This window comes from Staphylococcus sp. MI 10-1553, assembly GCF_010365305.1.
Classification (GTDB): Bacteria; Bacillota; Bacilli; order Staphylococcales; family Staphylococcaceae; genus Staphylococcus.
This window is the reverse complement of record NZ_CP048279.1, coordinates 2,007,834-2,033,131: the sequence shown is the minus strand read 5'-3', so window position 1 is coordinate 2,033,131 and position 25,298 is coordinate 2,007,834. Positions and strand designations below refer to the sequence as shown.

Below are 25,298 nucleotides of genomic sequence, written 5' to 3'. Positions count from 1 at the left end.
GATGAAAAAACTAGGTCGAATCGTATTAGGTCTCGCATTTATAGCAATTGGTGTCTTACATTTTACGAGAGAGCGCCAATTTAGAAATATTGTGCCGGCATATTTACCTTTACGTAAAACAGCTGTACTTGTGACAGGTGTGTGCGAAATTGTAATCGGTGTGTTGTTAGTGTTGCGACGCCCGTCAAACGCATTGAAAAATTGGATTAACGCATTTTTACTTGCCGTTTTTCCTGCCAACATTTATATGGCACGTAAAAAATTGCCATTAGGTGACAAACCATTATCGGATACTGCTTTATACGGACGTCTCCCGATGCAATTTGTATTGATGTATATGATTAAGAAATTATAGTGAAAAATAAACCGAGGAACCACACAGTAAAATCGTGTCGTTGCTCGGTTTTTAAATACTTATTTGCCAGTACCAAAGACGTCATGCCATTGGACACGTTTGTCTAAAAAGGCTTGTGCGATTTCTTTTGCACCTTCTAATGAGTGTGAAGCAGCCCAACCGCATTGAACTTCATTGCACGCAGGCACTTCATCAGCGGCTAAAACATCTTGTAACGTTTGTTCGACAATGTTTAACACATCATCATAATCGGTATGGTTAATGAAAGAGACGTAGAACCCTGTTTGGCAACCCATTGGACTTAAGTCGACTACTTTGTCTGAATGGTTACGAATATTTTCAGCCATTAAATGTTCTAAAGAATGAAGTCCTGGCATTTCCATATGTTCTTTGTTAGGTTGTTTGAAGCGAATATCATATTTGTAAATGTCATCTCCATTGAGCCCTTGCATTTTACCCGCAAGACGAATATATGGTGCGACCACTTTCGTATGATCTAAATTAAAACTTTCAACGTTCATTATTGGCATTGGTATGACCTCCTTCATGTTTAAATCCATTTTAACATATTCCAATCAAGATGAAAGGGGGGCGACAAAGTTTTTAAATGCCGATATAATAGGGAAAGGAGCTTTAAACTTATTATTACGAGTGGTTTAATATGAATTGATGCATTAAAAAATTTTTTGTGAGTCAGCGCAAAGTCGTTGAGACATGAAAATGTGATGCAAAAAGAGTAAAATATAGTATGAAAATTTTGAAGAGTGTTAAAAATAACATGACAAAGTGCGGAAAATTCGTTAAAATAATTACAAAATTGAATCAATATTTATCAAGAGCGGTGGAGGGAATTGGCCCGATGAAACCCAGCAACCTCATCGTACGGCGATAAAGGTGCGAATTCCAACAGTGTAAATGCTGAAAGATAAATGAAGGCAGAGATGTTATCACATATATACATCAGTCACACTTATCAATGTTTGTGTTGGATGTAAATGGGGATAACATTTTTTGTTTAAGGAGGAGTAACATGGTGACAACGGTAGAGCAACGTATTTTAGATTATATCGATCAACATAGATGGGCTTATATAGATATGAGTCATCAAATTCATGGACGTCCAGAACTCGGTAACGAAGAAATTTTTGCATCGCGTTTGCTGATTGAAAATTTAAAAGAACACAATTTTGAAGTTGAGCGCGACATTGCAGGGCATTCTACAGGTTTTATTGCGACATACGACTCGGAAGTTGAGGGGCCGACCATCAGTTATCTCGCTGAATATGATGCATTGCCAGGTTTAGGGCATGCTTGCGGTCATAATATTATTGGAACATCAAGCATGTTAGCAGCTATTGCATTAAAACAAGTGGTAGATGACATTGGCGGTAAAGTCATTCTGTTCGGTTGTCCGGCAGAAGAAGGTGGCGAAAATGGGAGTGCGAAGGCATCATACGTTCGAGAAGGGCTCTTTGACGACGTCGATGTTGCCTTAATGATTCATCCGGGTAATGAAACGTATTCGACTATTCCAACACTTGCTGTAGACGTACTAGATATTAAGTTTTACGGCCAAAGTGCGCACGCTTCAGAAAATGCTGCAGAAGCACGCAACGCTTTAGATGCAATGTTGAGCTATTTTAATGGGGTCGCACAACTCCGTCAACATATTAAAAAGACTGAACGTGTGCATGGCGTCATTTTAGATGGCGGTCAAGCAGCGAACATTATTCCTGACTTTACGCATGCGCGGTTTTACACACGTGCAACGACAAGAAAAGACTTGGATGTACTCACTTCAAGAGTGCATGATATTGCGCGTGGTGCAGCGATACAAACGGGATGTGATTTTGAATTTGAACCGATTCAAAACGGTGTGAACGAATTCATTAAATCACCGTTGTTAGATCAATTATTCGAACATTATGCAACGGAACTTGGTGAAGAAGTCAGTCATGATGATTTTGGCTACGGTTCGACTGATACGGGGAATGTCAGTCATGTCGTGCCAACGATTCATCCGCACGTCAAAATTGGTCCAAGAAGTTTAGTCGGCCATACTCACCGTTTTCGTGAAGCTGCAGCAAGTCCAATGGGGGATGACGCACTCATTAAAGGCGCAAAAATGATCGCATTAATGGGGGCCAAGTTAATACAAGATCAAACGTTATTAGCCGAGATACAAAAGGAGCATCAACATAAAAGGGAGAAATGACAAAATGACACACAATATTCAATATCGAAGTCAATTAACAATGGGAGAAATTTATGACACGAACATCGTTTACACGTCAAGACCCTCATATGTGTCGAATCCTTGGTTAGCACCAGATGAACATCAATCCAACTTTTTAACAGGGCGTGAATTACTGATTGCACAATTGCCAGTCATCGTTCATGAAGCGAGTGTCACTGACAGATTACAACAGTTATTTCAACTCATAGGACGAGAAATTCCGGATAATGTCATTACGTTTCACGACCAAGAAAGTTATGAACAGACATTAAAACGACTGACAGAAGAGGAAGCGCGTTTAATTTATTTCCAATATGTCCATGGGGATAATATTGTTGACGCGAATCACTATGCGATGGACAAACAGTTATTCAAAGACTTAAACAACAAATCATTAATTCCGAAATGGACGGGTGGCCAATATGTGCCTGAGCGCGAAATTGTCGCATTTCAAGATTTCAAAACGGCAGTCCAACAGTGGGAGTTACCGCTCGTCATTAAACCAGGAGATGACTTGCCGACTGCAGGGGGTTACGGCGTCATGATTTGTTATAACGAAAATGATTTGGAGAAAGCCATCGCACGTGTCGAAAAAGCTGAAGCGGCGACAGACACTTTAATTATCGAACAATGTGTTGAAGCTGTCGATAACTATTGCGTTCAGTTTGCATGGCACCCCGAAGATGGTATCGTGTACTTAGGTTCGGCTAAACAACTGACAAATGCGTATGGCTTTTATAACGGCAACATCAATGCGATAACTGTGCCAGAACAAGTCATTCAAGCAGGGTATGAGATTATGGATATCGCTGTTAAAAAAGGATTTATCGGCATTGCTGGGTTTGATTTACTCGTCGATAAACATGGCGATGTATATGCCATTGATTTAAATTTTAGACAAAATGGGTCGACAAGTATGTTATTGCTCAAAGATCAACTAACGGGTCCACATCACAAGTTTTACAGTTATTTTGCGAATGGAAACAATGCACGATTCTTTGATGCGATTCGTCACTTTGTTCAACGCGGTGTCTTGTATCCACTTTCCTACTATGACGGGGATTGGTATAAAGAAGAACACGTCAATTCGAGATTTGGGTGTATTTGGCATGCCGACAGTCCAGAACAAATTGAGGCATATGAAAAACAATTTATAGCACGTGCAGGCTTATAAAACACGATTCGTTGAGGTATGTTATAGTTGAAGGAGAACATATCATCGAAATTTGACGAATAGCGATGTCTAGTTTATATTTGTCAGTGATTTTGATTGAAAAAAGGAGCAGAGTCATGTCATATAAGAATGAGCGTTTTTACAAAGATATACTTACAAACGAACAATTTTTTATTGCTGTCAAGGATAAAAAAATGATTAAGCACCGTTATAATGACAAATTGTTATTTTGCTTTTGGACACGTGAATCTTTAGCCAAAGCGTATTTAGATAATTTGAATATTGAATACGACAAAATTAAAACAATGGATATTGACCGTTTTGCAACTTATGAATTGGACGAGATGTTTGATGAAGAAGACGAAGCATTGGTGAATGTGACGGATGATGCAGAAGGCCATGAAATTAAAATTGTAGAAGCAACAAATGATTTGATGACAGATTTAGACAACATTCGTATTCGTGAGTTTGTGCAAGATGTGGCGAAAACAGATACCGTTTATGGTTTGAGTCAAAAAGGCGACCGTCAATTTATGATTGTTTATGATGAAAATGACAACTTTGATCAGTCGCATTTTATGCCAGTTTGGAGTTTGCGTAAACGTGCTGAAAAAGTAGCGGAAGAAGACTTTGAAACGTTTGAATTAATCGATGTAGAAGGCGAAGTATTTGCGGATTGGTTGGATGAATTGCGTGATGACAATCGTTATGTAGCCATTGATGTGAAACCAGGCGTCGTCGGCACCATCGTCTCAGCACAAAAACTCGCCAATGAATTAACGTTTTAGAAGTGATGATGCTTATTACATCGCGAAACGACTGTTTTGGGAGTAGTCACTTAAAAAGATGTAAGTACAAAGCAATATTGAAAACTGTTTTATGATTAGAGGTTGAGATGACAATATCTCAGCCTTTTTTGATTAAGATGAGAGATGAATGGATTGAAAAGTATAAATAAAAAGAATGTCATTGCGCTTTTCTTGTAACTTTTGAAGCTTTGAATAGAAAACCAATTTAACTTGATGACATAAATCATTTGATTCGCTTCATTTTAAAAGATTGCCCCCATTCCTACACTTATTTAATGTCAGATTGTCCAGAAGGCTGAGACTCCTGAGGGAATGAGTGCATACTGCTAACATTTACTGCTTTACATTAAATAGTGGTTATTATTTATCGCAGTAGCTGTCTAACTTCTCAATACGCATGCTTTTGAGAAGTCTAGTCATCCTTGCCGGGGGCAGTACGACGAAATCTTTGTTGTACATGAAATTTTTGTACTGCTCCCAAAATCCAATTCGGTTACCTCCTAATGTACACTCTAATCAAGCCGAATTGAGTTGAAGGGCCAGCCCCTGGGAAAGCGAAGCCATGAGGGCAATCTTATGAATATACATCGTAGGAATGAGGGCAATGATTTAAGATCATCAAAGTTGTTGTATCATGCTTTTGTAGCCGAAATGGTTTATAAATATAGCGACCCTAATGCACCTGAGAAAGCACCATTTTGTAAATAATGCGGCTTAAACCCTCTTAAAATCGTATAATCCGTCACAACCTTTTGAAGCAATGGATTATCTTGGAACGACGACCCAATATATACCACATCTTCAACTTGATGTTCTCTTGCAACATGAATCGACACAGTTGTCACACTTTCACCGACAACCCCGATGACAGAAGCGATTTTGTCAGCATTCGTAAATGTTTTGTCCATATTAAGCAACACATGGCCGAAGTTTGCCGCTGTCAGTTCTCCAGAAATAGGAGGCGTATCATTTTTATAAATATGTTTGACTTTTAAATCAATAATTTCACGATCACCTTGTTGCGCCATCTCAGTCAACTCTTGGTAATCTGTAATACCCGTTAATAAATAACCGAGCCCTTGAATCATGCCGCCACCTGTACCAATGCCACCGACACGTTTTTGTCCCTTTTTATCGGACAAATGAAGTGATGTCCCAGTGCCGACATTCGTGAAAATATATTGCTGAATATGAATATTTTGTTCTTCTAGTAAAATCTGTACGCCTTTCGCAGCTGCATCGAATTCAATGAAAAGTTGTGGTTCGCAATCGAGTAATTCGCTTAAAACTTTCGCATTACCCCCTGTCATATGAATATCTTCGCATGCTTGTTGATTCAACCAATTTGCTACAGTTTCTAGTGATGTAGTGGGGTAAGTTTTAAAAGCACGTCCACCCTCTTGTTCAATTACAACTTTGATTAACGTCCCACCTGCATCGATACCTATTCGCATATCTGTCACCTCAAAATAATTGTTTATCACCAATATATACTATATGATAATGACGAAATTACAAGACTAAATTTGATAAGAAACGAAGGTGTGAACGATGCCAATTAAGTCCATATAACATCGTCAGTGATGTGGAGGAAGCGGTATAGTTTTATCAAAAGACATGTGGTGGGGCGCTCAAACGTTTAAACGAACACGAGGGGGAAGCTTCTTCATGCTAAGTTAGAAATTACAGCGGGCGTGACATTACATTTATCTTCAAATTATGGAAAACCGATTGAATGTCAGGGCTACCACTTAATTCTAACTTTTGATCAATGAGAGGAACAACAACGTATTGATGTGAAGCGGGGGACCCACATATGCCGCTTCAAAAACATTCTTCGGTGCCATACACGGTCAAGTCACCGATCGTTACGGCATCAATTGGCTCATGAATCACTTTGAATAAAAATAAGAAAGAATGGCTAAGACATAATGAAAATGCTCTAGCCATTCTAACTATTTAGATGAGATAATAAGTGGTTGAAATCAAAAGTTTCACACTTGAGTTATATCAATATCACATCTCATTATCTCGCTCACGTTCTTCAATTGTACGAGAAAAGTCTTTTTCATCATCAATATGCGTCATTTTAAAATGCTTCGTATGTTCACGTCTCAACGCATTCATCAATGAAAAAATCATCAATAACAAAATAATAGAAAATGGTAATCCAGTCACGACTGATGCCGTTTGTAAACTTGTGAGTCCGCCTGCAACAGTTAACGCAACGGAAATGGCACCAATTAAAATGCCCCATACCATTTTGTGTTTACGCTTCGGATCTTCAACGCCACCTGTCGCCATACCTGAGACGATATGTGTTGTCGAGTCTGCACTGGTCACGATAAATGTAAAAAGTGAACTACTCACCACTTAGCTAAAACATAAAGGTTCTTAACGCTTGAAGTGGGAGCTTCTTGGGAATAGAGCGTACTTGTAAGTGTATTTCTTTACTAACAGAGGTTTCTCTTATTGACCAAGCTATCCCCGTAGACCCTACGGTTATCGGTCTTTTCTAAGCTAATGTTTGCATTCGTAGCCCTTCGGTCAAAATATTGATGCTCGCGTTTATATCTCGGTCATGGTGAGCATGGCAAATAGGACAAGACCATTCTCGAATTTTGAGATTTTTCTTGCCATCATTATGTCCGCAGTCTGAACAGACTTGACTTGATGGAAACCATTTATCAATCTTGACTATTTCACGTCCATACCAGTCAGCTTTGTATTGTAGCTTAATCACAAAGCTAGACCATGACACATCAGAAATGCTTTTAGCCAGTTTATGATTTCGCAACATACCTTTTGTGTTTAAGTCTTCAATACAGATAATATCGTGATTTTTGATAATCTCTGTACTCAACTTGTTTAGAAAGTCAGTGCGTTGATTCATTACCTTTTCATGTAGTCGTGCAACTTTCTGTTTTTGTTTCTGGTAGTTTTTGGCTTCAAAGAGATTGATACCCTTCTTTTTGGCTAACAGGGCACGTCTCGACAACTTACGTTGTTCACGTTTTAGTTTCTGTGCCATTTTCGAAGTGAACTTATTATTATCAATCTTTTGACCGTCAGAAAAAATGGCAAAATGAGTGATTCCAAGGTCAATTCCAATTGCAGAATTAGTTTTAGGAAACTCGACAACTTCTTCTTTGCACAATAAAGAAACATAGTATTTACCGCTTGAACGGCGTGATATTGTAGCTGATTTGATAATACCTTTAGGTTGTCTATGAAGCTTTATTTTAACTGATGACTTCAACTTAGGAACTTTGATGAATTTATTATCAATCAAGGATATTGTGCCATTTTGATTATTAGTGGTATAGCTTTGAACGGGATTCTTCTTACTTTTGAACCGAGGAAATCCAACAGATTTATCTCTAAAGAAATTCTTATATGCCTTGTCTAAATTGAGTTGTGCATTAGCCAAGGCAAGGCTATCTACTTCCTTCAAAAATGGAAATTCATTCTTATATTTAGCTGGTGTCGGGAACTTCATTTTTTTAGAAGAAACATTCTTAGTTTCTTCATAAGCTTTCATTCGATCATCAAGCATTAGATTGTAGACCTTACGGACACAACCGAAAGACTTAGCGAAGAAAATTTTTTGTTCTTCAGTTGGATAGATTCTAAATTTATATGCTTTGAGTCGTTCCATAAGCTACGCACCTCTCTATTTATGATTATAACCTTGATTCTGAATATATTTTTTTATAACGTCAATTGGTGCGCCACCAGTTGTCAAAAGGCAAAAACTTCTAGACCAAAACATTTCTTTCCAAAGAAACTGTCTTACTTTTGGAAAGTCGCGTTTTATCAAACGCGAACTGGCACTTTTATAGGCATTGATGAATTTTGTCAATTCTGTTTTTGGTTGTGCTTTGAACATAATATGAACATGGTCTTTATCATGATTCCACTCAACTAGAGTAATATGATAAGACGCTGCAATTCGTACAAAAGTTGTTTTAGCAAATTCAGAAATTTTATCATCAATCACTTGTCTACGGTATTTAGTAACCAACACAAGATGATAATAGAGAAGAAACACCGAATGATTATTAGTATCTAATTTCATGTTATATCAACTCACTTCTTATATAGACTGATTATAACATAGAACAAAATAAAAAGGCGATGAGCCTTGCGTGTCGGTTTTCGAGTTACCAACGGTAACCCTCATACCGAACGGCATTCATCACCCACCTATAGAGGATGGGAGACTTCTGCCTGAATTAAGTTAAAATAATGGCTAGTGCACTTGTCAATTCGTATAACGGAAACTTACTTAATAATTCAAATAATGCAACGGTATAATCTTGATCGACAATGTTTTCAATCCCATCTTGATGATGCAATGCCCAATTGATAGCAGTGCCACCAAAACCAGAAATCCATAAAAATGAAATACATGGCGGAATAATCAAGACGCCGACGACAAATTCACGAATCGTCCGACCTCTTGAGACACGAGCGACAAAACCACCAATAAATGGCGACCAAGAAATCACCCATGCCCAGTAGAACACTGTCCATTTTTGAATCCATGAATTGTCACCAGTATAAGGATCCATGCGTAAACTATACTGTATGAAATGGGTCAAATAGTCCCCAATTGAAACGGTGAATGTCTCGACGATAAAACGTAAATCCCCGAAAATATAAATAAACAACAATAACAATGCACCAATAATGATGTTTAAATTACTCAGCCACTTCACACCGCGATTAATGCCTGTTAATGCAGAACTGAGGAAAATGAGTGTCATCAGTAACGTAATTAAAATTAATGTGAGCGACGTGTTCGGAACTTTAAAGACATGGTTCAAACCACCTGCAATTTGTAAAATACCGAGACCGATAGAAGTCGCAATCCCCATGACTGTCGCAATGATTGCCAAAATATCAATGACGTTACGATAAGGACGTCGATACGTTTCACCAAAAACAGGTTCCATTGCAGTAGAAATCAGACCATCACGATTTTTACGGAATTGAAAATAGGCAACGATTAAGCCACTCATTGCGAAAATAGACCACTGCGAAATCCCCCAATGGAAAAAGGTGTAACCCATCGCAAGTCGTGCAGATTCTACCGATTGACCGTCGACCGATTTTGGAAACGGTGAATGCAAGTAATGTGTTAACGGTTCAGCAACGCCCCAAAAGACAATCCCGACACCTAAACCAGCCGAAAAAAGCATACCGATCTACGACATAACTGTAATTTACAGATATCTTTCAAATGAAATGTTGACATACTACAATATATCTATATATAATATAGTTATCAGAAAAATCTGATATCTATATTATATGGAGGTATAAGCATGAGTATTAAACTAAGTATCAAAAAAGTTGATTTGGGCATGGTAATGTGTTGTAATGCGTTTGCTAAAGGTGATGGATGGTCAGACAATTTATAATGCTAGAAATAAACACCTCACTTAGTGAGGTGTTTTAGTAAGATGAAAAAGAAGATTGTCATATTTAGGCTTTTAAATTCTTTTACACTAGCCCATGCTCTTTTATTTTTAATATATTTAAAAGATATTAAAATCGATATTTTTTATATAGGTGTTTTGTTTTCAATTACTTATATATCTAACTTATTAACAGAATTACCATTTGGATATTTTGCTGATACAAAATCAAAAAAGCTAAGTTATTATATAGGGTCATTTTTTACTGTTTTATCATTGCTTATATTCATAATATATAAAGATTTTAGTTTAATAATCATTGCATCTATATTATATGGGATAGGTATGTCTGGAAAATCTGGTTCTGCAGAAGCTGTACTTATTAATAACTTAGATAAAGATTTTCAAAAACTGTATTTTGAAATAGGAAATAAAATTAATTTATACACTAATGCATTTATGGCCATCTTTATTGGCTACCTTTATAAGTTGGATAGGTCTTTGCCATTTTATATCTCTTTAATTTCAGAATTATTATTATTAACTTTTGTTATACGCATTAAAGAATCTAAGTATATAGTGAATAAGAAGTTAATAAAGGCTACTGTTATGAATAACACTATAAAATCTGTGTTGAAAAATTATGATATATACATATTTTTAGCTTTAATGTATTTGGTTATACCTCAATTATCAGTATACTTACCAGCTTACCTAAAAGAACATATAAGTATTGAATATATAGGCATATTGATTTTTTTATTTAACATAATTCCTATACTCGGGTCTAAGATATATGACATGAAACTTTCAATTTTAGAAAATAAGAAATTGTTATACATTACATTAATCTATCTTACTATATTATTATTCATGATGAGTATATCAAATTTTACATTTTTTCTACTACTTTATGGATTATCTAGAATAGCTAATGGTTGGATATTTATGGTCATTTCTAAAATACTAAATAATATCTCAAATAATGAAAACAGAGCTACAATGCTTTCAATTAAAAGTACAGTAATGAGTTTAATGTTTATTTTTTCTGATCCATTATTTGGCTACATAATTTCTCAGCACAGTATAAAATTTAGTTATTTTATTTCTGGATTAGTTATACTTTCTGGAATCATTATAATTATATTTTCGAGGAGGAATGAGAATGTTTAAATTAAGTGATGATTATTTGATAAGAAGGGAGTTTTTTGGAGGTCTTGCTATCATTTTAGGTGGTGGTGAATATGAATTAGACGAAATTAGCACAGAAATACTATTATTCTTTGAGAATTCCAATAACATACATCAATTGAAATATTTTTTGAAGGAGGCTATGCAAATCGATATTGATATAGAAGAAATTGATAATATTTTAACACAGTTAGAAATATTTTTTGAATCTACATCATTAGAATATAAATTGGATGACGTAGATGAATATATTTCAAGTATGCTCGTTGAAAGGAACTCAATAAATAATATAAATTATTTATCTGCACCGTTATCTTTGTCTATTTATCCTAATATGAAATGTAATTTATCTTGCAGCTTTTGTTTTATATCTGATGAAAAATGGGATGAACAGAACATTTATTATGACGCTAAAAAGTGGATAAAGGTAATAAAACAAGCAAAAGATATGAGAGTACCGTATTTAACTATATTAGGTGGGGAACCTTTGATGTACAGAGGTATATGGGATATTTTGGATTATACGAAAAAATTAAATATCCGTACTCATATTACTACAAATGGTACGATCAATAGTAACAGTGTAATTCAAAAGTTAAAACAATATAATAACCTAACTATCAAAGTTTCATTACAATCATTAGATGAATTTCATAATAAAGAAACTAAAGGAGATTTTAATCAACCTATAAAATTTTTAAAAAGGTTGAAAGATAATAACATAGATTGTGGAATTCATACGGTAGGATTAAAAGGAAATTATGGAAAAGCTGAAGAGATTTTAGAATTTTGTGAAGAAAATAATATTAATGATTTTTCCGTGGGTATATTTTTTAATATAAACAAGGTAGACATTGAAGAGTTTTCATTAGTGCAGTATAGAGAAAAAAATATAGAAGTTCAAAATTTAATAAATAAAAAGTATCCAAATATAAAATACAGGCTGGAAGGTTGCCAGAATTGGACTGCTGAACCTACATTAAAAGAAGAAAGTATACCTAGAACTCCATTTGAAGTTATTAAGAGTGGTTGCGATGCTGCTCAATCTAGATTAGAAGTAATGAATGATGGAATACTTCTTGGATGTGCACTCTTTAATAAACACCGTCACTCTGCAGGTAATGTATTTCAAGATGATTTAAGTAGTCTATGGAAACACTCTAAAGAATTTGAGAAATTAAGAAATTTTAAAACACGAGATAATGATTGTAAAAGCTGTAATTTTAATTATTTTTGTAATGGCGGATGTCCTGCTATGAATGAAAAATATAATGACACTATATACGCAGGTGATGAAAGATGTAATTTTAAACAAAATATTAAGGACATGAGAAATAGTAATGGAGTTATTTGATATGTTGTTAGGCATCTTTTTTTCATTTGGAAAGAAGATGCTTTAATATTATATTTCGATTTTTGTTTAAACTAACTATTTCTACAAAAGACAATAAATAGGTGTACGCAACAGTTTAACACGTTTTAAACAACTATAAAAGAATATGAGATAATAAATCTAAAAACTTTTTTAATTGCAAGGAAGCCCTGGTGAAGAAACCCACTTTGTTCATGTGAACCCCTTTCTTAATACCGCGAAATTGAGAGATAATGATGGGTGAAGATAACAATGAAGTAGATAATGTTAAAAGTTCTAAACTATCTCTATAAATATTTGTTTGAACCCCTTTAATTATGTCAACATTATATATGGAGAATAAAAAATAAAGGGATGGTCAAAATAATGACAACAAAAAGTAAACGCTTTGATGATATTACTATACAATTATATGATAAGCAATACCGTGATGCTTTATATCGATTCGAATTAAATGAGCGACAACGCATCTATTCTTCATTACCCAAAGAAGTTTTGGATGATGCATTAAATGATGACAACAGAGTCGCTAATATCGTACTTAATGATCAAGATGAAGTGATTGGATTTTTTGTATTGCATCAACATTATCAACATGAGGGCTATGACACACCGTATGAAGTTGTATACATACGCTCGTTATCCATTAATGAAGCGTATCAAGGGAATGGCTACGGCACGAAAATAATGATGACATTACCAGAATATGTGCAAATGATTTTTCCGGATTTTAATCATTTGTACTTAGTCGTGGATGCAGAAAATGAAGCGGCTTGGAATGTTTATGAACGTGCGGGCTTTATGCATACGGCAACGAAAGAAGAGGGGCCAATCGGAAAAGAACGTCTCTATTACCTTGATTTGGACCATAAATATGTATCATCTTTAAAATTAAAAAAGAGTGAGGATTCTAAGGCGGGACCGATTGGAATTGTAGACTTAGTTTTAGATGATCAAAAAGTAGGATTTATAGCGATTGAGGCTTTTAACGAACGGCTTATGATTCGTGCACTTTACGTCGATGATGGGTATAGAGATACGGGAATTGCGCAAAATGCACTGCGTCAATTAGCAACATATGTACGAAAAGAAAACCATGAAATAACAGTGATTGAAACGACTTTATTTGGTCCGAATCATCAACTCACACCGCTGTTTCATAAGAGTAATTTCGTTGAGACAGTGACGACGGATGATTATGTCACATTAGAAAAATATATTAATTATTAGTCGGGCGGGTGAATCGTCATTCATACACGTGCCAATACGCAAACCATTTCAATTGACTTCGAAAAATCTCGCTGAAAACATTGCGAAATCATCAGTAGTCATTTATAATTTAATTTTGTTAAAGTCGATGTTTTAAACGCATCTGTCATGCGATAGATGTGTATGAATGTAGCGCAACATAATCAAAAGGTGACCGTCATGCGCACCTGTTTTTACAAATGGAAATATCCGAATGAAGAGAAATGTTAACCTTTGAAAGGAAGATGTGCTGATGAAATTACAAGATTACACACAAGAAATGGTTGATGAAAAATCATTTATTGATATGGCTTACACGCTTTTAAGTGAACAAAATGCAACGATGAACCTTTATGATATTATTGATGAGTTTAAACGTATGGGTCATTACGAAGATGCACAAATTGAAAACCGTATCGTTCAATTCTACACGGATTTAAATACGGATGGTCGTTTTTTAAGTGTAGGCGATAACGTTTGGGGTCTTCGCGATTGGTATTCAGTAGACGATATTGAAGAAAAAATCGCACCAACAATTCAAAAATTCGATATTCTTGATGAAGACGATGAAGAAGATAAAAACTTAACGTTATTAGGTGAAGATGATTTAGAAGGCGATGACAACATTCCAAATCGTACTGATGATCAAGAAGATTTAGATGATCCTGAAGATGAACGTGTTGAAGATGAAATTGAAGGGTCAGACCTCGTAGTAGAAGAAGACGAAGACATTGATGAAACATACGATGAAGACGATGAACTTGAAGAAGATGAAGAGGAAGAAACGTTTTAATTTCTGATTTCTAAATAAAGTTGATTGACTTTTTACGACAACATGATAAAATTTTATTCGGGCTCCTTTAATTAGGACGGATAAATAAATGAAGACGATAGAAAGTAGTGATGGTTCCGAAAATGTGAGTCTCATCTATCGTTAAGGTTCCCCTTACAATCATGATATTGTGAGTGGGAACTTTTTTAATTTTATGAAACATTGCGGACGTTAGGCGTTTCTAAATGATAAAAGTGACAGTGTGTTCAAAATAGCGCGTAGATGGTGGAGAGCAGAATACAAATATCAAAGTGTTCACAATACCATCTTCATCTCACTGAAACGACGGAAACTTTTAAAATTTGAGAATGCTGTCCTGCACATAATCAATGATTGGCATACAAATTCACCCCTAAATTTTGAAAGGTACTTCTGACAACAAACGAGGAGGAAATGGAATGATGACTAAATTTATTTTCGTAACTGGTGGCGTGGTTTCATCATTAGGTAAAGGGATTACAGCCGCTTCACTAGGACGCTTATTAAAAGATAGAGGATTAAAGGTGACCATCCAAAAATTTGATCCTTATTTAAATGTGGATCCGGGTACAATGAGTCCATATCAACACGGGGAAGTTTTCGTGACGGATGACGGTGCAGAAACGGACTTAGACTTAGGTCATTATGAGCGTTTTATCGACATTAACTTAAACCAATACTCTAACGTAACGGCTGGGAAAGTCTATTCACACGTGCTACAAAAAGAGCGTCGTGGTGACTACTTAGGTGGTACAGTCCAAGTTATTCCACACATTACAAACGAAATTAAGTCACGCTTGTTACTCGCTGGGGAAAGTACAAATGCAGATGTTGTCATTACTGAAATCGGTGGGACGACAGGTGATATCGAATCGTTACCGTTTATTGAAGCGATTCGCCAAATTAAGAGTGACTTAGGCCGCGACAACGTGATGTATGTACACTGTACTTTATTGCCATACATTAAAGCGGCAGGAGAAATGAAGACGAAACCGACACAACATAGTGTGAAAGAATTACGTGGTTTAGGGATTCAACCTGATTTAATCGTTGTGCGTACAGAATATGAAATGACGCAAGACTTAAAAGATAAAATTGCGTTATTCTGTGACATTGATAAAGAAAGTGTGATTGAATGTCGCGATGCAGAATCACTTTATGAAATTCCGTTACAATTAAGCCATCAGAATATGGACGATATCGTTATTGAACGTTTAGGACTTCAAGTGGATCGCGATACACAACTCGATGAATGGAATCATTTATTACGTGTCGTGAATAACTTAGAAGGTAAAGTGACAATTGGTCTTGTCGGTAAATATGTGTCATTACAAGATGCGTACCTTTCAGTGGCAGAATCATTAAAACATGCGGGTTACCAATTTATGAAAGATATCGAGATTCGCTGGATTGATTCAAGTGAGGTTAATGATGACAATGTTGCAGAATATTTATCAGATGTAGACGGTATCCTCGTACCAGGTGGCTTCGGTTTCCGTGCAAGTGAAGGTAAAATTTCAGCGATTAAGTATGCGCGTGAACAACAGATTCCATTCTTCGGTATTTGTTTAGGTATGCAACTTGCGACAGTCGAATATGCACGTCACGTTGTTGGTTTAGAGGGTGCACATTCAGCTGAGTTAGATCCGAACACGCCATATCCAGTCATCGATTTATTGCCAGAACAAAAAGATATCGAGGACTTAGGGGGTACATTACGTTTAGGTTTATACCCATGTACGATTCAAGAAGGTACGTTAGCTGAAAAAATCTACGGTAAAACAGAAGTGGAAGAACGTCATCGTCACCGTTATGAGTTCAACAATGAATATAGAGAACAACTTGAAGCGGCAGGCATGACCTTCTCAGGTACAAGCCCAGACGGTCGTTTAGTTGAAATGGTTGAATTAAAAGAACATCCATTCTTTATCGCATGCCAATTCCACCCAGAGTTTTTATCAAGACCGAACCGTCCGCAACCGATCTTCAAATCATTCATTGAAGCGGCACTGTTACAACAAAATAACACGAAATGATACTAACAGCAGTAAACATGACAGTCTTATGGAACTTTCCATAGGGCTGTTTTTTTAATTGGTCATGAAGTTCAAAAGTGCTCTCAAAGCGCACATCATCTTAAAATTAAGCAAAAATACAATTTTCAAACATTTAGATTTAAATATAAATAAAATTGTACAACGTTAACATTTTTCACCGCTTTTTTGCTATATTTAATTTAACGATACTTTTTAAGGTGGAATTTTGAAAAATGGCAACGATTGGATTTGAAGAAAAGTTATGGCAAGCTGCGGATAAATTGCGTGGCAGTATGGATGCGGCAGAATATAAAAATGTCGCATTAGGATTAATCTTTTTGAAGTATGTTTCAGATGCATTTGAGGAAAAATATGAAGTTTTGAAAAATGACGAATGGGCGGACGAAGAAGATAAAGATGAATATTTGGCGGACAATATATTCTGGGTGCCAAAAGAAGCGCGTTGGCACTACATCAATGCCAATGCGAAAAAACCCGAAATTGGACAAATCATTGACAGAGCGATGATTGCGATAGAAAAAGAAAACACATCGCTAAAAGGTGTATTACCAAAAGAATATGCGAGACCGACGTTAGATAAAGAAAAACTCGGGGGCATTATTGACTTATTTACATTTAAAGTCGGTGATACTGAGAGTCGACGTCAAGATGTGCTCGGCCGCGTGTATGAATACTTTATTGCGAAGTTTGCGAGTGCGGAAGGGAAAAACGCCGGCGAATTCTACACACCTGCTTCTATTGTAAAGTTGCTCGTTGAAATGGTCGAACCGTATGAAGGGCGTATTTATGATCCGTGTTGTGGTTCTGGTGGGATGTTTGTCCAAAGTGAACGCTTTATTGAAGAACATCAAGGGCGCATAGACAATATTGCTGTTTATGGACAAGAATCGAATCCGACCACTTGGAAACTTGCGAAAATGAATTTAGCCATTCGTGGGATTGACAATGATTTGGGGATACATCATGCTGATACCTTTCATAACGATTTACATAAAGGGTTAAAAGCGGACTATATTTTAGCCAATCCGCCGTTTAATCAGAGTGATTGGGGACAAGAACGTTTATTGGACGATTATCGGTGGAAGTTCGGTATTCCACCAAAAGGGAACGCCAACTATGCCTGGATTGAACATATGATTTCGAAACTCGCACCTAGTGGCACAGCAGGCTTCGTATTAGCGAATGGGTCGATGTCGACAAGTAGCAAAGATGAACTCGCGATACGAAAGGAACTCATTGAACAAGACCTTGTCGAATGTATTGTGACCTTACCTGGGCAATTATTTTATTCGACGCAAATTCCAGTTTGTCTATGGTTTGTGACAAAAAATAAAAGTAAAAAAGGGAACCGTGAACGACAAGGTGAAGTGCTTTTCATAGACGCAAGAAATGTGGGTCATATGGTATCGAGAACGTTGAAAGAGTTTTCGGATGAAGACATTCAAATGATATCCAACGTCTATCACGCGTGGAAAGGGACAAATGAGCAATCCTATGAAGATCAAGCGGGCTTTTGTAAAGTAGCGAAAACAGAAGAAATTCGAGATAACGATTATATTTTAACACCAGGACGTTACGTAGGATTGGCAGCAGTGGAAGAAGATGCTGAACCGTTCGAACAAAAAATGGAACGCATCACCGCCGAACTCAGCGAACAATTTGCGAAATCTAAGGCACTTGAGGAACAGATTCGCAAATCATTGGAGGGGTTGGGTTATGGAGTATAAAAGTTGTAAGTTGAAAGAGGTAATAGTATTAAATCCTAAACTTAAATTATCCAAAAATACTATAGCCAAAAAAGTATCAATGGATAATCTAATAGAAAACCAAAAGAGAATAGAGAGTTTTAGTTATTCGCAATTTAAAGGTGGCTCAAAATTTAAGAATGGAGATACCTTATTAGCTAGAATAACACCTTGCTTAGAAAATGGGAAAACTGCTTATGTAGATATTTTAGACAGTGATGAGATAGCTTTTGGGTCAACAGAGTTTTTTGTATTGAGACCTAAAGAAGATCTAATGGATAATCAATATCTTTATTATCTAATGAGAACACATAAATTAAGAAACATTGTAATTAAATCGATGACAGGAACTTCTGGGAGACAGAGAGCTCAAAAGGAATCGATTTTAGAATTTGAAGTAAATTTGCCTTCTTTAAAACAACAAAAAATAATAGCTAAAATATTGAAAAATTTAGATGACAAAATAGAATTAAATCAAGACATCATCGCTAATCTCGAGGAACTTTCTCAAACACTTTTCAAACGTTGGTTCGTGGATTTTGAGTTTCCTGATGAAAATGGGAATCCGTATCAATCGAGTGGCGGTGAAATGGTTGTAAGTGAATTAGGAGAGATACCAAAAGGGTGGAAGGTTGTTCAATTAAAAGATTTAGCAGGTCATAAGAAAGATACTTTTAATCCTAAAAAAAGTGGCGAAAAAGAAGTTTTGCATTTTAGCTTACCTGCATTTGATAATCGTAAATTACCTGTTTTAGACAAAGTAATAAATATCAAAAGTAATAAGTGGATCATAGATGAAAATTGTATTTTATTTTCTAAAATGAATCCAACTACTAGGAGAATTTGGCTTACCTCAATTGATGACAAATATTTAAATATTGCTTCATCAGAATTTATAGTTTTAAAAAGTGATAATAGCTTTAACAACGCATTTATTTATAACGTATGCACTTCTGACGGGTTTAATGAGTTTTTAGTTTCGAATGCTACTGGTTCGACCAATAGTAGACAAAGAGTCAAACCTGATATAGCGATTCGTTATAATTTTGCATTCAATAGTGAAATTGCTTCACTGTTTAGCGAGGCAGTTGAGCCCTATTTAGAAAAAATAAAATTATTAAGAAACGAAATCCAAAAGTTAACCGAACTCCGCGATACGTTATTGCCTAAGTTAATGTCTGGTGAGATTGAGATTCCTGATGAGGTTTGGGGGGATGAGGATGAACTTTCAATTTAGTGAAAATGATTTGGAACAAGTGGCGCTGGAATGGTTTGAAAATCTTGGCTACACGGTAAAACATGGGCGTGAGGTGAGTGTGACAGGTATCTCACCTGAACGTGAAAGTGATCAAGATGTCATTCTTGATGGGCGTTTAGAAGCAGCTTTAAGACGGTTGAACCCGGATTTGCATGATGATGTGATTCAACACGCGATACGTGATATTTCTATTGAGCAGTCACCACATTTATTAGAAAACAATCGTTACTTTCATGAGTTAATGACAAATGGGATTGAAGTTGCGCATTATAATGCGTCTGGTGAAGTGGTTCACGATTTAGTAAATGTATTTGACTTTGAGAATCCAGAAAATAACGACTTTTTAGCGGTGAATCAGCTCACAGTTGTGCATGGTGACTATCGGAAGCGGCCAGATATTGTGCTCTTTATCAATGGTTTGCCTGTTGTTGTCATTGAGTTGAAGAGTTCGACCAATGCATCTGTTGGCGTAGAAGATGGGTATCATCAGTTAGAAACGTATAAGATGCGCATTCCGCAATTGTTTTATCATAATGCCATTTTGGTAACGAGTGATGGGATTAATACGAAAGCTGGCTCATTAACGGCAAATTATGATCGTTTTATGACTTGGCGCACGAAAGATGGTCAAACCGAGGCATCATCAACTATGGCAAGTTTAGATGTCCTTATTCATGGAATGCTCAACAAGACCGTGTTGCTTGATTTAATCCGTCATTTCATTTTGTTTCAAGACGAAGGGAATGGCCGCGTCGTTAAAATTTTAGCGGCGTATCATCAATATTATGCGGTGAATAAAGCTGTAGAACGTGCGATTGAAGCGTCATCTGATTGTGGTGATGGGAAAGGTGGCGTCATTTGGCATACGCAAGGTTCGGGCAAAAGTTTAACGATGGTGTTCTTTTCAGGAAAGTTAATTCAAAAAATGAATAACCCGACATTAGTCATTGTGACAGACCGTAATGACCTAGATAACCAGTTATATCACACGTTTGTTAAATCGAAAGGGCGCTCAGGCAAAGGTTTATTGAGACAAATACCGAAACAAGCAGAGTCAGGCAAACAATTAAAAGCACTGTTATCTGTAGAATCAGGTGGCATTGTGTTTACAACGATGCAAAAGTTTGAGCCAGAAGCGGGCAAAGAGACGATGGACATGTTAACAGACCGTAAAAATGTCATCGTGATGGCTGACGAAGCACATCGCACGCAATATGGCTTTAATGCAACGTATGACAATAAAGGGCAAGGTGTGAAGTATGGCTATGCGAAATATTTAAGGGATGCCTTGCCTAATGCCTCATTTGTTGGATTTACTGGAACACCTGTTACTTTAACGGACAAAAATACACAGCTCGTTTTCGGCAATTACATTGATGTATATGATATGACACAAGCCGTTGCGGATGGCAGTACGGTTAAGATTTATTATGAAAGCCGCATTATTCCGTTAAGTTTACCGAGTGATGTTGATATTGATGAGGCTTATGAAGAGATTACTGAGGGCCAGGAAGCGGATATTAAAGATCAACTCAAATCAAAATGGTCGCGCATTGAAGCATTAACAGGTGCGAAACAACGGATTCATACGTTAGCTGTTGATATCATTCAGCACTTTGAAATGCGACAACAAGCGATAAAAGGGAAAGCGATGATTGTCACGATGAGTCGCCGTATTGCCGTTGATTTGTACGATGAAATCATTAGCCTAAAACCCGAGTGGCATTCGGATGATGATCATCAAGGTGTGATTAAAGTTGTTATGACGGGGGCGTCGAGTGATCCACAAAAATATCAGCCACATATTGGGTCCAAACAACGACGGACATTACTTGAAAATCGTATGAAAGATGAAAATGATGCATTGCAACTTGTGATTGTACGAGACATGTGGTTGACAGGTTTTGACGTACCTTCATTACATACAATGTATATTGATAAGTTGATGAAAGGCCACAACCTCATGCAGGCGATTGCTCGGGTCAACCGTGTATTTAAAGATAAACCAGGTGGACTCATTGTTGACTATGTTGGTATTGCGGAATACTTGAAAGAAGCATTGAAAGATTATTCGGATAAGGATAGAGATAAAGCCGGTATCGATACGGATAAAGCGTTGGAACTGATGTTGATGAAATATGATGTCATTCAAGATATGTTGTATCAGCATGACTATTCAGGCTTCGAATCTGAAAAACAGATGGATCGTTACAATGCGATTTCAACCACGATGGATTATATCTTCGGGTTAGGTGAAGCAGAACGTCAGCGCTTTGTGAAGACCGTGACAGAACTCGGGAAAGCATACGCGCTATGTGCCACTGAACCCGCAGCCCAAGAATTAAACAGCGAAATTGCCTTCTTCAAAGCAGTGAAATCCGGCATTGTGAAATTATTATCACCGGTCACTGATGAAGAAGTACAGAAGAAAACGCCAACAGAGATTGAAGCGGAGATTAAGCAGTTGATATCGAAATCAGTTGTGACTGAAGAAGTGATTGATATTTACCAAACATTAGGACTCGAAAATCCAGATATTTCAATCCTATCAGACGAGTTTTTAAAAGATGTCGAAGGATTGGAACAGAAAAACGTTGCGGTAGAATTATTAAACAGATTACTTAAAAACCAAGTGAGAACATTGATGAAAATGAATACGACGGCGTCTAGAAAATTTTCAGAAATGTTAGGGCGCTCGATTCAAAAATATAATAACCGCACGATAGAAGCGTCAAAAGTCATTGAAGAATTAATCGATATGGCGAAAGAGATTCAACAAGAACAACAAAGAGGGAACGATTTAGGGTTAAGCACAGAAGAAATCGCGTTTTATGATGCACTCGCGTCACATGAAACAGCTAAAACAGTGATGGGGGACAAAGAATTACGAGCGATTGCCCATGAATTGACGAAAACAGTCAAAGAAAACATGAGTGTCGATTGGTCAAAACGTGACAGTGCGAAAGCTAAAATGAGAGTGCAAGTGAGACGATTGCTTAAAAAGTATGGCTATCCACCTGACCTTCAAAAGATGGCGGTAGAACAAGTGGTGGAACAAGCAGAACTCATGGCGAGCAATTTGTAGTTAAATGATGAGGTAGAACCTTTGTTTTAAAGTGCATAAAGTAAACGTTATTGAATTAGAACTAAACAATGTTATGAAACCCCTTACAAAGTTGTAAAAATGCGATTGACAAACTTTGTGTCAATGCATAAAATTTACATGAAATTAATATTTCGTTAATAATTAAGGGGGAGGGTACATATGTTTAAGTTTTTAAAACCGCCTGTAGCTGCAGCACCTGTGCCGGAAAGTCAGCAAGATGAGACGTATAAAAAATTAAGGCTACAAGTGTTTGTCGGTATCTTTTTAGGCTATGCAGGTTATTATTTGTTGCGTAAAAACTTTTCTATCGCGATGCCGTACTTAGCTGATATGGGCTTCTCAAAGGCGGAACTCGGTTTTGCATTGTCCGCGATTTCGATTGCTTATGGTTTTAGTAAGTTTGTCATGGGGACGGTCAGTGATAGAAGTAACGCGCGTATCTTTTTAACGTTAGGACTTGTGTTAACAGCTATTGTCAATTTACTGATGGGTTTCATTCCAGCGTTAACGTCAAGTGTGACAATCATGTTCATCATGTTATTCCTGAATGGTTGGTTCCAAGGCATGGGATGGCCGCCTTCAGGACGTGTGCTCGTGCATTGGTTTAGTGTGAGTGAACGTGGAAGTAAAACGGCGATTTGGAATGTAGCGCATAACGTCGGTGGCGGTTTGATGGCACCGATTGCATTGTTTGGGATTTATTTAACTGGTTCACTGAGCTTTGGTTATTTACAAGGCTTTGAAGGGGCGTTTATTTATCCGGCGTTACTAGCGATGGTCATTGCGATTGCATCATACGTTTTAGTGCGTGATACACCACAATCAGTTGGTTTACCATCCATTGAAGCGTATCGTGATGACTATCCAACACAAAAGAAAGAGACATTCGAAACAGAATTGACGACGAAAGAGATTTTATTCAAATACGTGCTTAACAACAAATGGGTCTGGATTATTGCGATTGCGAATATTTTCGTATACTTTGTACGTTATGGCGTGTTAGACTGGGCGCCGCTCTATTTAAGTGAAGTGAAAAGCTTTGACATGAAAGAATCAGGCTGGGCATATTTCTTATACGAATGGGCAGGTATTCCAGGTACACTGATCTGTGGTTGGTTATCAGATAAAGTATTCAAAGGCCGTCGTGGTCCAGCAGGCTTTATCTTTATGATTGGTGTTACGATTGCGGTTGTCGTATACTGGCTCAACCCACCAGGCCACCCACTCGTTGACAACCTAGCATTGATTACAATCGGCTTTTTAATTTACGGGCCAGTGATGTTGATTGGTTTACAAGCATTGGATTATGTGCCGAAAAAAGCAGCGGGGACTGCAGCAGGTTTAACTGGTTTATTCGGTTACCTCGGTGGTGCTGTCATGGCTAACATTGTCATGGGTGCTATCGTGGATCATATGGGTTGGAGTGCAGGCTTCATCTTATTAACAATCATTAGTGTATTAGCAATGATTAGCTTTATCTTCACGTGGAATAAGCGTGGACAAGAAGTCGTACATTAGAATTAAAGCAAGACAAGTATCTTTTGATTCATAAGAGGTACTTGTCTTTTTTTTGGTGCGCCATGATCAAATTGTATTTTTATTTGGACCAAAATGACAACACCAACCTACATCATCATAGTGACTTTAGTCGTTTTTTCTATCATTGAGTGTGTGTTCAAAAAGAAAGAGAAGCAATAGAATAGGGAGCCTTGTTTGATTTAGAATTTACACACCGGAAATGTCATCAATGAGTAGGGGCATTTCCAGTGCACAAAAGTAAGTTGTGTATGGTTTTACGTGTTTGATCACTCAAAGTGAGTCCCGAATATAAATGCTATTCCAAATCTAAATCACGCATCATTTCGACCATTTGTGTATAAATTTCATAATACACATAATTCAACGCCATGAGATGCGGTTGCACGACTTTATCATAATCTTCTGTGTAAACAAGCGGTCTCGGTGTCGACAAATTAATAAAATGCATTAAATGATCCGGCAACTCAACGGATTTCGGTTTATTTGTGATGACGACAATATCACGATCATCCGCTATTAACTGTGCCAAATCACGTGCCATTTCCTCGCTATACTCTGCGCCGAACAATAACACTCTATCTGTCGTATCTAACGCGTCAAACGACGGACAATCGTCTAATAGCAAACTTGAATGCAATTTCTCAAAACTCGTTAAGATGTACGGTTCAAAACATTTTAAATCCCCGTAACCTTTAACGTAAACATGACCTTCGCCACCCATTGCTTGAATCAAACTTTGTGCAGCCATTTGAATATCCAACTCTTGTTCATCGAGTCGATTAAATACACCTGTTAATTGTGTTGTGAGCATTTTTGACATGCATATTTCCTCCTTTTTGGTCATTTTTCGTATATATATAAAATTAAATTTTCTGTATTGATACAGCTATGGACGATACGAAATTCAAAATTCATTTTATAGAATAATCATGTCAGAATCAATTCACAGCAATGGTTGCGCTTACATAATAAAT

18 protein-coding genes, 2 pseudogenes and 1 riboswitch are annotated in these 25,298 nt (G+C 36.8%); of the genes and pseudogenes, 13 read left to right on the top strand and 7 right to left on the bottom strand.

Annotated features, from left to right (window positions below; genetic code table 11):
* The first annotated feature begins 1 nt into the window (after position 1).
* Entirely contained in the window at positions 2-355 is a 354-nt protein-coding gene (locus GZH82_RS09460) for a DoxX family protein (protein ID WP_162682281.1), read from the top strand.
* A 59-nt stretch (positions 356-414) separates the two neighbouring features.
* On the opposite strand, the gene GZH82_RS09455 is transcribed toward GZH82_RS09460, so the two are convergent.
* A complete protein-coding gene (locus GZH82_RS09455) occupies positions 415-885 on the bottom strand; it encodes an S-ribosylhomocysteine lyase (protein ID WP_162682280.1) in 471 nt (156 codons plus the stop codon).
* A 296-nt stretch (positions 886-1,181) separates the two neighbouring features.
* A riboswitch (SAM riboswitch) is annotated at positions 1,182-1,287 on the top strand.
* A 98-nt stretch (positions 1,288-1,385) separates the two neighbouring features.
* Between GZH82_RS09455 and GZH82_RS09450 the strand changes: the two genes are divergently transcribed.
* The 3 genes from GZH82_RS09450 to GZH82_RS09440 all read left to right on the top strand — a co-directional run bounded on the left by GZH82_RS09450 (position 1,386) and on the right by GZH82_RS09440 (position 4,553).
* Complete coding sequence (locus GZH82_RS09450; RefSeq protein ID WP_162682279.1) at positions 1,386-2,570, top strand: M20 family metallopeptidase; 1,185 nt, start codon at positions 1,386-1,388, stop codon at positions 2,568-2,570.
* 4 nt (positions 2,571-2,574) lie between these two features.
* Positions 2,575-3,765: an L-aspartate--L-methionine ligase LdmS gene (gene ldmS, locus GZH82_RS09445; RefSeq protein WP_162682278.1), complete on the top strand. Its 1,191-nt coding sequence runs from the start codon at positions 2,575-2,577 to the stop codon at positions 3,763-3,765.
* A gap of 116 nt (positions 3,766-3,881) precedes the next feature.
* Entirely contained in the window at positions 3,882-4,553 is a 672-nt protein-coding gene (locus tag GZH82_RS09440; RefSeq protein WP_162682277.1) for a DUF2750 domain-containing protein, read from the top strand.
* Between the two features lie 677 nt (positions 4,554-5,230).
* Here GZH82_RS09440 and coaW read toward each other — a convergent pair.
* From coaW to GZH82_RS09415, 5 genes and pseudogenes are all read right to left on the bottom strand, one after another.
* A complete protein-coding gene (gene coaW, locus GZH82_RS09435) occupies positions 5,231-6,028 on the bottom strand; it encodes a type II pantothenate kinase (RefSeq protein ID WP_162683041.1) in 798 nt (265 codons plus the stop codon).
* Between the two features lie 562 nt (positions 6,029-6,590).
* A pseudogene (locus GZH82_RS09430) lies at positions 6,591-6,932 on the bottom strand (BCCT family transporter); the annotation flags it as partial.
* A 157-nt stretch (positions 6,933-7,089) separates the two neighbouring features.
* Positions 7,090-8,232, bottom strand: coding sequence for an IS200/IS605 family element RNA-guided endonuclease TnpB (gene tnpB / locus GZH82_RS09425; protein ID WP_162680811.1), 1,143 nt, complete (start codon positions 8,230-8,232; stop codon positions 7,090-7,092).
* Positions 8,233-8,247: 15 nt separating this feature from the next.
* Positions 8,248-8,652 (bottom strand): IS200/IS605 family transposase, encoded by a 405-nt coding sequence (tnpA, locus tag GZH82_RS09420; protein WP_162680810.1) that lies wholly within the window; start codon positions 8,650-8,652, stop codon positions 8,248-8,250.
* A 163-nt stretch (positions 8,653-8,815) separates the two neighbouring features.
* A pseudogene (locus tag GZH82_RS09415) lies at positions 8,816-9,784 on the bottom strand (BCCT family transporter); the annotation flags it as partial.
* A gap of 258 nt (positions 9,785-10,042) precedes the next feature.
* Here GZH82_RS09415 and GZH82_RS09410 point away from each other — a divergent pair.
* The 9 genes from GZH82_RS09410 to glpT all read left to right on the top strand — a co-directional run bounded on the left by GZH82_RS09410 (position 10,043) and on the right by glpT (position 24,303).
* Complete coding sequence (locus GZH82_RS09410; protein ID WP_162682276.1) at positions 10,043-11,170, top strand: MFS transporter; 1,128 nt, start codon at positions 10,043-10,045, stop codon at positions 11,168-11,170.
* On the top strand, positions 11,163-12,542 hold the full coding sequence (locus GZH82_RS09405) for a radical SAM/SPASM domain-containing protein (RefSeq protein ID WP_162682275.1): 1,380 nt from the start codon (positions 11,163-11,165) through the stop codon (positions 12,540-12,542). The genes GZH82_RS09410 and GZH82_RS09405 overlap by 8 nt, the downstream gene beginning before the upstream one ends.
* Positions 12,543-12,926: 384 nt before the next feature.
* Positions 12,927-13,790 (top strand): GNAT family N-acetyltransferase, encoded by an 864-nt coding sequence (locus GZH82_RS09400; protein WP_162682274.1) that lies wholly within the window; start codon positions 12,927-12,929, stop codon positions 13,788-13,790.
* 271 nt (positions 13,791-14,061) lie between these two features.
* Complete coding sequence (rpoE, locus tag GZH82_RS09395; protein WP_162682273.1) at positions 14,062-14,601, top strand: DNA-directed RNA polymerase subunit delta; 540 nt, start codon at positions 14,062-14,064, stop codon at positions 14,599-14,601.
* A gap of 440 nt (positions 14,602-15,041) precedes the next feature.
* Positions 15,042-16,655 (top strand): CTP synthase, encoded by a 1,614-nt coding sequence (locus tag GZH82_RS09390; protein ID WP_162683040.1) that lies wholly within the window; start codon positions 15,042-15,044, stop codon positions 16,653-16,655.
* 233 nt (positions 16,656-16,888) lie between these two features.
* Entirely contained in the window at positions 16,889-18,403 is a 1,515-nt protein-coding gene (locus tag GZH82_RS09385) for a class I SAM-dependent DNA methyltransferase (RefSeq protein WP_162682272.1), read from the top strand.
* Entirely contained in the window at positions 18,393-19,658 is a 1,266-nt protein-coding gene (locus GZH82_RS09380; protein ID WP_162682271.1) for a restriction endonuclease subunit S, read from the top strand. Before GZH82_RS09385 ends, GZH82_RS09380 begins: the two co-directional genes overlap by 11 nt.
* On the top strand, positions 19,642-22,764 hold the full coding sequence (locus GZH82_RS09375; protein ID WP_162682270.1) for a type I restriction endonuclease subunit R: 3,123 nt from the start codon (positions 19,642-19,644) through the stop codon (positions 22,762-22,764). The genes GZH82_RS09380 and GZH82_RS09375 overlap by 17 nt, the downstream gene beginning before the upstream one ends.
* 180 nt (positions 22,765-22,944) lie before the next feature.
* On the top strand, positions 22,945-24,303 hold the full coding sequence (glpT, locus tag GZH82_RS09370) for a glycerol-3-phosphate transporter (protein ID WP_162682269.1): 1,359 nt from the start codon (positions 22,945-22,947) through the stop codon (positions 24,301-24,303).
* Positions 24,304-24,619: 316 nt separating this feature from the next.
* Here the strand turns inward: glpT and GZH82_RS09365 are convergent, their stop codons facing one another.
* The gene (locus GZH82_RS09365; RefSeq protein ID WP_162682268.1) at positions 24,620-25,144 is read right to left on the bottom strand and encodes a DUF2529 family protein; all 525 of its coding nucleotides are present in this window, start codon (positions 25,142-25,144) and stop codon (positions 24,620-24,622) included.
* Positions 25,145-25,298: the final 154 nt, after the last annotated feature.